This window comes from Paenibacillus sp. 8b26 (assembly GCF_050626875.1).
Lineage (GTDB): Bacteria > Bacillota > Bacilli > Paenibacillales > Paenibacillaceae > Paenibacillus.
Genome location: NZ_CP192445.1, coordinates 296286 through 308792, shown reverse-complemented (window position 1 = coordinate 308792; position 12507 = coordinate 296286). Strand labels below are relative to the sequence as shown.

Annotated in this window: 7 protein-coding genes and 1 pseudogene; 6 read left to right on the top strand and 2 right to left on the bottom strand. The window is 43.0% G+C overall.

Features of this window, described 5'->3' with window-relative positions:
• Nucleotides 1-37: 37 nt before the first annotated feature.
• Together ACQ4MX_RS01235 and ACQ4MX_RS01230 are read right to left on the bottom strand one after the other, a co-directional pair.
• Entirely contained in the window at nt 38-1015 is a 978-nt protein-coding gene (locus ACQ4MX_RS01235; protein ID WP_431091223.1) for a carbohydrate kinase family protein, read from the bottom strand.
• Nucleotides 1016-1052: 37 nt separating this feature from the next.
• On the bottom strand, nt 1053-2078 hold the full coding sequence (locus tag ACQ4MX_RS01230) for a LacI family DNA-binding transcriptional regulator (protein WP_431088872.1): 1026 nt from the start codon (nt 2076-2078) through the stop codon (nt 1053-1055).
• 508 nt (nt 2079-2586) lie between these two features.
• Here ACQ4MX_RS01230 and ACQ4MX_RS01225 point away from each other — a divergent pair.
• The 6 genes and pseudogenes from ACQ4MX_RS01225 (at nt 2587) to ppsA (ending at nt 11946) form a co-directional block, all read left to right on the top strand.
• The gene (locus ACQ4MX_RS01225) at nt 2587-3471 is read left to right on the top strand and encodes an ABC transporter permease (protein ID WP_431091221.1); all 885 of its coding nucleotides are present in this window, start codon (nt 2587-2589) and stop codon (nt 3469-3471) included.
• A 14-nt stretch (nt 3472-3485) separates the two neighbouring features.
• Nucleotides 3486-4367: a carbohydrate ABC transporter permease gene (locus ACQ4MX_RS01220; protein WP_431088870.1), complete on the top strand. Its 882-nt coding sequence runs from the start codon at nt 3486-3488 to the stop codon at nt 4365-4367.
• 18 nt (nt 4368-4385) lie between these two features.
• Entirely contained in the window at nt 4386-6005 is a 1620-nt protein-coding gene (locus ACQ4MX_RS01215; protein ID WP_431088868.1) for an ABC transporter substrate-binding protein, read from the top strand.
• Between the two features lie 119 nt (nt 6006-6124).
• Nucleotides 6125-7693 (top strand): glycoside hydrolase family 32 protein, encoded by a 1569-nt coding sequence (locus ACQ4MX_RS01210; RefSeq protein ID WP_431091219.1) that lies wholly within the window; start codon nt 6125-6127, stop codon nt 7691-7693.
• 218 nt (nt 7694-7911) lie between these two features.
• Nucleotides 7912-9022 (top strand): annotated as a pseudogene (locus tag ACQ4MX_RS01205) (transposase).
• 311 nt (nt 9023-9333) lie between these two features.
• Nucleotides 9334-11946 (top strand): phosphoenolpyruvate synthase, encoded by a 2613-nt coding sequence (gene ppsA, locus ACQ4MX_RS01200; RefSeq protein WP_431088867.1) that lies wholly within the window; start codon nt 9334-9336, stop codon nt 11944-11946.
• Nucleotides 11947-12507: the final 561 nt, after the last annotated feature.

Here is a 12507-nt window from a genome sequence, read left to right as displayed (position 1 = left end):
ACTGACCTTAGGGATCGTCGGACACCTTTTGCTGTTCTTATGCTTCAATCCTTGATTCACCCTGTGCTACGAAACGAATAACTTCTTCCATCGACGGCAAGGCTGCAATCGCTCCAACTTTAGTGCACACGATGGCGCCGACTTGATTGGCAAGTGTCACAAATTCCTGCTGCTGCTTCGCGTTAGAGGTAAATGCCTTAGGCTGACTCAGCTGGCTGATTTGATACAGCATTGCTCCGACGAAGGCATCTCCGGCACCAGTAGAGTCGATCGATTTGACAGCAATACTGCCGATTAACGAACGGGAGGCACCGCTTGAGATGAGGGTTCCTTCTTTCCCCAAAGTAACTGCCACCGTCTTGGCTCCCAACCCATGCAAAAGATCCAATGAAGCATTGCGGTCAGCCAGCCCTGTAATGATGTTTAATTCCTCTTCGCTTACTTTTACCAAATCCGCATTGTGTATTCCTCTTCTGGACAGTACGATAAATTCCTCCAGCCTGTCTTTCCAAAGGTCCCCCCGGTAATTGGGATCAAAGGAGGTGAATTGCCCATTGGCCTTCGCTTCGTCCAATAAAGACAAATACGCTTCCCGAAAAGGATCGGCGAGCAAGGCCGTTGCCGAGCCAAAATGCAGAATGGCAGCCTGCCGAGTCCAATCTCTATCAATGTCCTGTAGAGACAGATGACGGTCAGCTCCGCGGTTGAACACGAAATCCCGTTCGCCGTTAGCGGCAAGGGAAACAAAGGCCAGTGTAGTCGGCGTTGCAGGATCAAAAAGGAGCATGGACGTATCCACATGCTGCTCATCCAGAATTTGCTTCAGGTACATACCGAAGGGATCGGCTCCGACTTTCCCCAAGAATGACGCTTTTCCTCCGAGCTTGGCTACGGCTGCGCTTACATTCGCTGGAGCGCCGCCGGCCTGCTTGGAGAAATGCTGACCCTTGGCAAGATTAACATCAATATCCGTGCAAAAAAAATCAATGAGCAGTTCGCCCACACAAAGAACCATTCCGTCATTTTTCACTTTGATTCACCTCTTGGTAGATTTAGTTTAGAACAGGGGTCGAGTCCCGGTATACGATATCCGTTGCAACATGGGTCACTCGGTACGGCATGGTATTGTCTTTGATTCTGGACAATAACATTTCGGCTGCAATAACACCCATCTGACTACTGTAAATATGCACGGTTGTAAGATGGGGCTCGACAACCCGGGATTCCGAAGCATCATCGAACCCGCAGACAGCAACATCCTCCGGGATTTTAATTCCCTTGTTCTTCAAAGATTTTATCACGCTGATGGCAATGAAATCATTGGCGCAAATAAAGACGGAGGGGCACTCCTTCAGGGCATCCAATTGCTGCTCCATCTCTTTAAAGAAGTTGCGGTCAGGCGCTACAATGCTATAGGCAGGATCTACGGCGATTCCTGCTTCTGCTAAGGCCTTATTAAATCCGGTCCAGCGTTCATTGAAGCTTTTGCAGTGATTGTAATCGCCTACAAAACCGAAGCTTTCATAGCCATGATCGATTAATTTCCGGGTAACACAGTATGTGCTATGCTCATTTTCCATTAATACCAGATCTGCCTTCAATTCCGGATACACCATATCTGCAGCGCAATCAATAAAAATGGTTGGGATGCCAAGATCCGTGATCAGCTTGCTGTATTCTTTGCTGAACATTTCGATGCAGAAGATGCCAGCCACATTCGAAGGCTCGAAATTACCGGGTAGGGTCATCGTATTGATATCGTTCTCACGGACAAAATAAATGGATAAAGTATAGCCCTGGTTGCTGATTTCCTTCTCCAGCCCGCTGATCAGCAGCGATCCAAAGTGTGAGCTATTGGGAAGATTACAGGTCAAAAGTGCGATATTGCCCTGTTTTTCAGAGGCTGTTTCCATATAAGAAAATTGTTTGTATTTAAGCTCCATCGCTTTTTTGATCACCTTGTCCCTCGTTACGGCAGGAATATTCTCTACTCCATTAAGCGCCTTGGATGCAGTGTTTCTGGAAATTCCCAAGGCATCAGCGATGTCTTGAATAGTAACCTTTGACTTTCTTGTCATATTGTTCCACCTTATTCTCCCGAATTAAGATTCTTCATATTTCTAAATATATAGTATTTTCATGCTTTTAACAATGAAATTATTCAAATGAACAAAAAATGTTTACATTTATTCATTTCTTGGGTGCATTTTTAAGAAATTTGGTGCTAAAAATATTACATTCCTCTTGTATTATGCATTTTGAATGGATTTAGTTGCCGAAATGTATTGACTTATTCAATGGTCACCTGTTAAATTGTAAGAGAAAAAATGTTCAAATGTAAAATGTAAACCCATTCATCTTGGGGAAGTGTAAATTTCTAGTCATGTTGGAGGTGGGTGAATTACCAGTAAGGCATTTGCAAAACATCTTGCGTAATTTTGTCAGAGAGATGACATAACATGGCTTATAACTGTCTTTAATAACAAGCCGTGAACAGTAGGGGGGAAAAGATTGGCAAACTCGATCGCTCAAAAAAGGGGAGTTAAGGCTTCAGAAACAAAAAAAAGAAACCATTGGCTAAGTTACATGGTTCGAAATTATATATTGTATTTGTTTCTGGTTCCGTCCATAATTCTTACCGTCATTTTCAAGTATGTTCCCATGTACGGCTCGATCATTGCGTTTAAAAATTTCAGTCCAAGAAAAGGCATCATGGGCAGCGAATGGGTTGGATTTGAACATTTTCAGCGTTTTCTTTCATCACCAAATTTTTATGACATTTTAATGAATACGCTTAAATTAAGCGCTTACGGTCTTATTCTCGGTTTCCCAGTACCCATCATTCTGGCCTTAATGCTAAATCTGATCAGAGGAGCGAAGCTTAAGAAGAATATTCAGCTTATTGTATACGCACCTAACTTCATCTCGGTTGTTGTTGTTGCCGGCATGCTGTTTGTTTTTCTTTCGCCGACTGGAGTAGTGAACGCTTTGGTAACAACCTTCACCGGCAAGCCGATTTCTTTTATGACTGATCCCGCCTATTTCCGAACGGTATATATTTTGTCCGGTATATGGCAAACAGCGGGCTGGTCCTCTATCATTTATGTGGCCACCTTAGCCAATGTGGACCCGCAGCTGCATGACGCTGCAACAATTGATGGTGCTTCTTTGATGAAGAGAATCTTCCACATTGATCTGCCAGCTCTCAAACCCGTCATGGCCGTCCTGTTCATTCTCGCTGCAGGAGGTATCATGTCGATCGGCTATGAAAAGGCTTACCTGATGCAGACGGCTCTGAACACACCAACCTCGGAAATCATCGCGACTTACGTATACAAGGTGGGGTTGCAATCCGGCGATTATGCTTATTCTACGGCAATCGGGTTGTTCAATTCCGTGATTAATGTATTCCTGTTGATTTTCGTAAATACCGTCGTCAAGAAGCTGAACGAAGGAGAAGGGCTGTATTAAAGAAGGAGGTATTTATGGATATTCATTACACCGGGAAGGACCGGATTCTGATCATCATCAATTATATTCTGCTTGGTTTGTTTGTTCTCGCTATTTTGTTACCGCTGGTTTATGTGGTGCTTTCGTCCTTTTTGACTCCAAATACCCTGATTACCAAAGGGTTTGCCATTACATCATCCGACTGGACACTCACGGGATATGCCAAAATCCTAAGCAACGGTGCCATGATCCGCGGTTTTTTTAATGCCATTTTTTATTCAGCAGCCTTTGCGTTCGCAACCGTATTGTTTTCCGTCTTTGCTGCTTACCCGCTTGCGATTGAAGAGTTGGTAGGGAAACGGTCCATTATGATCTTTTTCCTGATAACAATGTTTTTCGGTGGCGGTCTGATTCCAACCTATCTGGTGATTAAGGATTTAGGCATGTTAAATACGGTGTGGGCCATTATTCTGCCCGGCTCGATCAGCGTATTCAATATTATTCTGGCAAAGACTTATTTCCAAGGGCTTCCCAAAGAGCTGTTTCAGGCGGCGAGCATAGACGGAGCTTCCGAGCTCAGTATTTTCTTTAAAATCGTCCTGCCATTGTCGAAGCCTATTATTTTTGTTCTAGCTTTATACGCTTTTGTCGGACAATGGAATTCTTATTTTGACGCCATGATTTATCTGGATGATCCAAAGCTGTTTCCGCTTCAACTGGTGCTGCGCTCCATTTTGATACAGAATCAGGTTCAGCCCGGTATGATTGCCGATGCGTTGGCGCAAGCGGAGCTTAAGAAATTGTCCGAAATGATTAAGTACTCTGCCATTGTCATATCAAGTTTGCCTTTGATTGTCATGTATCCATTCTTCCAGAAGTATTTTGAAAAAGGTGTCATGGTAGGTTCGATCAAATAACAAACCGGGGGAATAGAGATGAACAAAACATTACTAACCTTGTCTGTGCTGGTACTTTCTACTTCACTGCTTGCCGGATGTGGCGGTTCAGGCAATAATTCTGCGGCATCCGAAGATTACAAGCTGGAAAATGTCACTCTGCCGCTTAAAGAGAAAGTTACTTTGCATTTTATGACTCAAAGCTCGCCGCTGGCACCTTCCGATCCAAATGAAAAGCTGATCTATAAAAGACTGGAAGAAAAAACAGGGGTGCATATCGATTTTACCAACTTCACCTCGGATTCCTTCATTGAAAAAAGAAACCTGGCTGTTGCCAGTGGAGATCTTCCAGATGCCATACTAGATGCCGGGTATTCCGATTACGATTTGTTGAACCTCGGAAAGGATGGAACCATTGTCCCTTTAGAGGATTTGATTCAAAAATATATGCCGAATCTGCAGAAGGTATTGAAGGAAGCACCTGAGTACAGATCCATGATAACCGCACAGGACGGGCACATTTATGCCTTTCCTTGGATTGAAGAGCTGGGTTCTGAGAAGGAGAGCATTCATTCTGTAAACGACATGCCATGGATCAATGTGGAGTGGCTGAAAAAGCTGGGACTTAAAATGCCAAAAACCACCGAGGATTTAAAAAATGTCCTGCTCGCATTTAAAAACGGCGACCCTAACGGAAATGGCCAAGCGGATGAAATCCCGCTGTCCTTTATACTCAATAACGGCAATGAGGACCTGAATTTTCTGTTCGGATCATTTGGTCTTGGGGACAACGGCGATCATACTGTAGTGACCAATGAGGGGAAAGTGGTCTTCACTGCCGATCAGGACGGTTATAAAGAGGGGATCAAATATCTTAATGAGCTGTATAAGCTGAACCTGATCGACGAAGAGTCATTCGAGCAGGATTACAATACGTATCTGGCCAAAGGCCAGAATGAAAAATACGGTCTCTACTTTCAATGGGATAAGGCGAATATTTCAGGAGACAACGATAAATATGAATTGATGAATCCGCTCGCGGGGCCAAGCGGTAAAGTCAATGTGACCCGCACGAACAATCTCGGCTTTGACCGGGGGAGAATGGTGATTACCAGTGACAACAAAAATCTTGAGCTTACGGCAAAATGGATTGACCAGCTGTATGATCCCATCCAGTCCGTACAGGACAACTGGGGCACCTACGGCGACAAAACTCAGCAGAACATTTTTGAATACGATGAAGCGAGTCATATGCTGAAGCATCTTCCGCTTAAGGGAACGGCTCCTGTCGAGCTGCGGCAAAAAACGAATATCGGTGGTCCATTGGCAATTCTTGACGAGTATTACGGAAAAGTAACGACCAAGCCCGATGATGCAGTAGGGCGGCTCAAGCTCATGAAAGAAAGACTTGTTCCTTATATGAAGGCTGACCACAATTTCCCGAAAGTCTTCTTCTCGCTGGAAGATCAGAAGCAGATCTCTACCTTGGAAACAGACTTATTTGCCTACGTTAACCGCAAACGGGCGGAATGGATCAAAACAGGAAAAGTGGAAGAAGAATGGGCGGATTATAAAGCCGAGCTTTCCAGACTGGGACTGGACAAATGGCTGGAAATCAAACAGAAAGGCTATGACAGATATCTTAAAAATCAAGGCTGAAACATACAAAAGGTGGTAGGGAGTGATTTATTTTAGGTACTCTCGGTCGTGAGCAAAATCAAACAATTCTGTTAAATACCTTATCAACAATCAAAGGGAGAGTGGATACCATTAAAGAAATGCACCTAACGGATGACAATAGCAGCAGAAAAGGATCACGAAACAGTTATTATAGGGAGACATACAGGCCTCAATTCCATTATTCACCTGAGAAAAATTGGATGAACGATCCCAACGGCTTGGTTTACTATGAAGGAGAGTACCACCTGTTCTACCAGCATACGCCCCATGATACGCAGCCTGACTTTGGCCGCATGCATTGGGGGCATGCAGTGAGCAAGGATCTAGTACATTGGGACGAACTCCCGCCGGCAATTCCGCCTGGAGAGGACGGAGCAATCTTTTCGGGAAGTGCGGTGGTGGATAAGAACAATACAAGCGGATTTTTTGACGAGCAAGGATCAGGATTGGTTGCCATTTATACGAATGAGGGCAACAGGGCTCAGTCCGGCAAGCCGCAGGTGCAAAGCATTGCTTACAGCAAGGACAAAGGTCGAACCTGGACAAAATATGAAGGTAACCCGGTTTTATTCCCAATGGAAACGCTAGACTTTCGTGATCCGAAGGTGTTTTGGCATGACGAATCGTCGATGTGGATCATGGTTCTTGCCGTAAGAGAACGTGTAGAATTTTACACATCTCCAAACCTTAAAGAATGGTCTTTTGCAAGCGAATTCGGTTCCGACATTCCGCATATACACCGAGGGATATTTGAATGTCCTGATATATTTCGAATCCAAGTGGATGAGGATCCTAATACCACGAAGTGGATTCTGATGCTAAGCGTGGGGGATAGAAATGGTGTGAATCCAGACGATCCGGAACCACCAGCAGGCGGTTCTGGCATGATGTATTTCATAGGCAACTTTGACGGTAAAGCATTTACTCTGGATGAAACGCTGGAATCTTTCGATGCTATTAAATGGGTAGACTACGGATCAGACTTTTACGCGGCCGTAACCTGGAATGGCATTCCAAACGAGGACGGACGAAAGATTTGGGTCGGCTGGATGAACAATTGGCGTTATGCTACCATGCTACCTTCAGAGGAATGGCGTGGCAAGATGTCAATTCCCCGTGAGCTACAGCTTAGGACTTATCCGGAAGGACTTCGCCTAATCCAAGCACCCATAAGGGAATTAAGTCAGCTCAGAAAACCGGTTTTGTCTCTGGAAGACTTGACGATTAAGCCAGGTATGAACGTGTTGTCTGATATTTCTGCTGCAAAGGCAGAAATTATTGCAGAATTTGAAATCAGTACTGCCGTGGAATTCGGGTTCAAAGTGCGGGAGTCTTCCAATCAGGAGACGATCATTGGATATAATATCTCGAATGGGGAGTTGTTCGTCGATCGGACGAAGTCGAGCGCCATTGTTTTTCATTCCGATTTCACAGCAATACACAAGGCCCCTATGAAGCCAGAGCATGGACGAATACAGTTGAGCATTTACGTAGATTGGTCAAGTGTCGAGGTCTTCGGCAATAATGGGAAAACAATCATTTCAGATTTGATTTTCCCTGACTTGGAAAGTAGAGATCTAGAACTCTATGCCATTGGTGGAGAACTAAGGGTTCTGTCGCTTCAAATCAATGATCTGGTAAGTATTTGGGGAATTGAGACTGTCTAGACGTTAGTTATCGTTACCATTGATGACTTCATCTACACCTCAAGTAGCAATATTAGTATTTTTTAAGCCGCTAATTAGAAACGTGAAGATTAGCGGCTTTTTATTATGGAAAAGCGGGGAAATCTGGTTAAAAAATGAGTTTGAAAAGTTCCAATAAATGAAGAACGGTAGGAGAAAAACTGTATAATGAAAACATCTAAGGGGAGAAGGTGTCCCCCATGATTCAACAGCAACAAACGATAATTTTAAGCCCGTATATCGAACTATATAATCAGGTGATTCCCAAGGATAATATACTTCGGCAAATCAACGAGTTCGTTGACTTCTCGTTTGTATATGATGAATTGAAAGTAAACTATTGTCTGGACAACGGTAGAAATGCGGTTGATCCTATTCGGATGTTCAAGTACCTTCTCATAAAAGCGATTTTCGAATTGTCCGATGAAGACATTGTGGAGCGATCCAAATACGATATGTCGTTCAAGTACTTCTTTGGCATGGCCCGGAAGAGTCCGTGATTGATCCCCGTTCGTTAACCAAATTTAGAAAGCTGCCGCTAAAGGATTTGGACCTTCTCGACATGCTGATCAACAAGACCGTTGAAATCGCAATCGAAAAAGGGATTATCCAAAGCAAAGTCATCATTGTTGACGCGACTTATACGAAGGCTCGTAACAACCAGAAAACTCCCCGAGAAATCTTGCAGGATCGTGCTCGAAAACTAAGAAAGGCTGTCTATAAAGTCGACGAATCCCTCAAAGCCAAGTTCCCGCCGAAGAATACGAGCGATGTGCTGAAGGATGAAATCGCTTACTGCCAGAAGCTTATGGATGTCATTGAAGCAGAAGGCGGTGTCTGTGCGCTGCCCAAGATAACAGAACCGTAAAAGAAGCCGTCGCAGATGACCTTGAACAACTCGCCAAATTGAACCCGCTCATCACTCAAGGTGCCCGAAAAAAAGAAGATGAGTTCCTCTTCAATAAAGATGCTGGCATGTATGTTTGTAAGGCTGGCCACATCGCAATCCGGAAAGCGCGAATCGGCAAAAAAAGGGTCGGCGCAAATCCAACGGATACGTACTACTTCGATATAGAGAAGTGCAAAAGATGTCCACTCAGAGAAGGGTGCTACAAAGAAGGAGCAAAAAGCAAAACCTATTCCGTGAGTATTAAATCTGCCGAGCATACCGAACAAATGGCATTTCAAGAAAGCGAGTACTTCAAGGAGAAAGCTAAAGAACGCTACAAAATCGAAGCAAAGAACAGCGAGCTTAAACACAGACACGGGTATGACGTAGCGTCTTCCTGTCTAGTTGGCATGGAGTTCTGATGAAATAAATAACGGATCCATAGACCTTCTGGAACAGCAAAAAAACGACCTTTTATCCAAATATCTGGATAAGGGTCGTCTTTTGTCTTGTCCTTTATGGTTACTCACCAGAAAAACACAAGTTTTTCAGTGGCCTCGTAGTTTTATCGGGTTCTTTTATATTGCATATAAACAGACACGATGATATAATCAGATTACGACTTTTACATTTTAAATTTACATATTTATTACATCTTACACTTTAAGTGTACCATGCCGGAAAAATCTTGTCAAATGTTTTTTCTCAATTTAATGGTTAGGAGAGATATTGAATGAGTCCTTTGGTTCTCGGTTTTCAGGAAATGGAAAAAACGCAGCTTTTGCTCGTTGGCGGAAAAGGGTTGAATTTAGGGGAATTATCAAAAATTGAAGGAATACATGTACCAGAAGGTTTTTGTGTTACAACAGTGGGATATCAAAAAGCCATCGAAAAAAAAGAAACGTATCATGCTTTGTTGGATCGACTAACCATGCTAAAAGTAGAAGATCGAGATCAAATTGGTGAAATCAGCAGGGAAATTCGACAAATCATTATGGAAGTAGAAATCCCTACCGATGTTGTGAAAGCAGTTACTCACTATCTCTCCCGGTTTGGCGATGAACATGCTTATGCAGTGCGTTCTAGTGCGACTGCTGAAGATTTGCCACATGCCTCTTTTGCTGGTCAACAAGACACCTATTTAAATATCATCGGCAAAGAAGCAATCTTGCAGCATATCAGCAAATGTTGGGCTTCCCTATTTACGGATCGCGCGGTAATCTACCGTATGCAAAATGGATTTGAACACAGTCAGGTTTATTTGTCCGTTATCGTTCAAAGGATGGTTTTTCCACAGGCTTCGGGGATTTTATTTAGCGCTGATCCGATTACTTCCAACCGAAAGCTGCTATCAATTGATGCCAGTTTTGGACTTGGAGAAGCGCTGGTCTCTGGCTTGGTATCTGCCGATTGTTATAGAGTACAGGATGGGGAAATTGTCGATAAGAGGATAGCAACCAAAAAATTGGCTATCTATGGACGAAAAGAAGGCGGAACAGAGACCCAGCAGATCGATCCTGATCAGCAAAAGATTCAAACCCTTACTGAACAACAAATTTTACAACTGGCACGCATGGGAAGACAGATCGAAGCTTATTTTGGTTACCCGCAAGATATCGAATGGTGTTTGGTTGATGATACATTTTACATTGTCCAGAGTCGGCCAATCACGACTTTATACCCGATCCCTGAAGTAAATGATCAGGAAAATCACGTTTATGTATCCGTCGGTCATCAACAAATGATGACTGACCCGATAAAACCATTGGGATTGTCTTTTTACCTGTTAATAACTCCTGCACCCATGCGTAAAGCCGGTGGAAGGTTGTTTGTTGATGTTACACATATGCTGGCTTCACCTGTCAGCAGAGAAACTTTCTTAAATACCCTGGGACAATCCGATCCGCTCATAAAAGACGCATTTATGACCCTAATAGAGCGAGATTTTATAAAATCGTTACCAGATGATAGAAAAGAACTGAGTCCCGGTAATAGCAGTAAAGGTAGGTCGTCTGCAGGTTTTCAAGCACAAATCGAAAACGATCCGGCAATCGTTTCTGATTTGATTAAGAACAGTCAAACATCGATAGAAGAATTAAAACAAAACATCCAAACGAAATCAGGAGCAGATTTATTTGATTTTATTCTGGAAGATCTCCAGGAATTAAAGAAGATCTTATTTGACCCACAAAGTTCAAAGGTTTTTATGACTGCTATGAATGCTTCGTCATGGATCAATGAAAAAATGTACGAGTGGTTAGGTGAAAAAAACGCAGCAGATACGCTTTCTCAATCTGTACCAAACAACATTACTTCGGAAATGGGTCTGGCGCTATTGGATGTCGCAGATGTGATTCGTCCTTATCCGGAAGTAATTGATTATTTACAACATGTAAAAGATGATAATTTTTTGGATGAACTGGTTAAGTTTGATGGTGGACAGGAAACTCAAGACGCTATCAATGCTTATCTCAACAAATACGGAATGCGATGTGCCGGTGAAATCGATATTTCGAGAACTCGTTGGAGCGAAAAACCAACTACACTTGTCCCCATGATTCTTGGTAATATCAAAAACTTTGAGCCTAATGCTAGCCATCGGAAATTTGAGCAAGGGCGACAGGAAGCTTTGAAAAAAGAACAAGAGTTATTAGATCGATTGAAGCAATTACCGGATGGTGAACAAAAAGCCAAAGAAACAAAACGAATGATCGACCTCATCCGAAATTTCATCGGTTATCGGGAATATCCAAAATACGGCATGGTTAATCGCTACTTTGTTTATAAGCAGGCTTTAATGAAAGAAGCCGAACAACTCGTACAAGCGGGCGTTATTCATGAAAAAGAAGATATATACTATCTCACTTTTGAAGAACTTCACGAAGTCGTACGCACAAATAAACTAGATTACCAGATCATTAGCAAACGAAAAGACGAGTACGAATTGTATGAAAAACTAACTCCACCACGTGTTATCACGTCTGATGGTGAAATCATTGCAGGTGAGTACAAACGAGAAAATCTCCCAGCCGAAGCTATTGTAGGTCTGCCTGTTTCTTCCGGACTTATAGAGGGACGAGCACGTGTCATCTTAAACATGGAAGATGCTGATCTAGAAGATGGAGATATATTAGTCACCTCCTTTACTGACCCCAGCTGGACACCATTATTTGTATCCATAAAAGGCCTAGTCACCGAAGTTGGCGGACTGATGACCCATGGAGCCGTTATCGCACGTGAATATGGCTTACCAGCAGTTGTCGGGGTGGAAAATGCTACCAAACTGATAAAAGATGGGCAACGAATTCGCGTGCATGGAACAGAAGGGTATATCGAAATATTGTGATGGCTGAATGCGTCAAGTAAGAGCCTTTATCATAATGGACGGCATTAAATGCAACCTGTCATGGATAAAAGGGCGATTACCCTGTTCGTCCTTTTATCTACCCATGACACAAAGCACCCCCAAAAAATCAAATGATTTTAATTTGGGGGTGTACTTTAACAATAATCAGGAGCCTTTAGGAGTTATCGGCGGTTTCCCTTGCTGCGATTCTATGTAGTTCAATGAAGCATAATAATATTATTCTCAAAACAAACACAATGATTTATACATAGCCGATCCGATCTAAATCTCTTGTCCTTTACGGCAATAGGTACAAGTTCTTGTCCTCGACTCGAGACAAGAACTTGTACCGTTAAAACAAAAAGGCCGCTAAAATAGCGACTTTTAATGTTCTTGTCCCTCGACAGTATCAGGTGTTAAATACCTACCCAAATGTGCCCTCAGAGTCGAACCTGCATATTCGCTTCTGAACAAGCCTCTTTTAACCAACTGCGGTATCAGTTTTTCAAAAAAATATTTTCATAGATTCTTCTGAACCGCCCGGAAGAGCTATAAATCCGT

Bases quoted from the DNA above. Each gene is read 5' to 3' on its own strand.
- ACQ4MX_RS01210 (WP_431091219.1), top strand. From the start codon at position 6,125: ATGCACCTAACGGATGACAATAGCAGCAGAAAAGGATCACGAAACAGT.
- ACQ4MX_RS01225 (WP_431091221.1), top strand. From the start codon at position 2,587: ATGGTTCGAAATTATATATTGTATTTGTTTCTGGTTCCGTCCATAATT.
- ppsA (WP_431088867.1), top strand. From the start codon at position 9,334: ATGAGTCCTTTGGTTCTCGGTTTTCAGGAAATGGAAAAAACGCAGCTT.
- ACQ4MX_RS01220 (WP_431088870.1), top strand. From the start codon at position 3,486: ATGGATATTCATTACACCGGGAAGGACCGGATTCTGATCATCATCAAT.
- ACQ4MX_RS01230 (WP_431088872.1), bottom strand. From the start codon at position 2,078: ATGACAAGAAAGTCAAAGGTTACTATTCAAGACATCGCTGATGCCTTG.
- ACQ4MX_RS01235 (WP_431091223.1), bottom strand. From the start codon at position 1,015: ATGGTTCTTTGTGTGGGCGAACTGCTCATTGATTTTTTTTGCACGGAT.
- ACQ4MX_RS01215 (WP_431088868.1), top strand. From the start codon at position 4,386: ATGAACAAAACATTACTAACCTTGTCTGTGCTGGTACTTTCTACTTCA.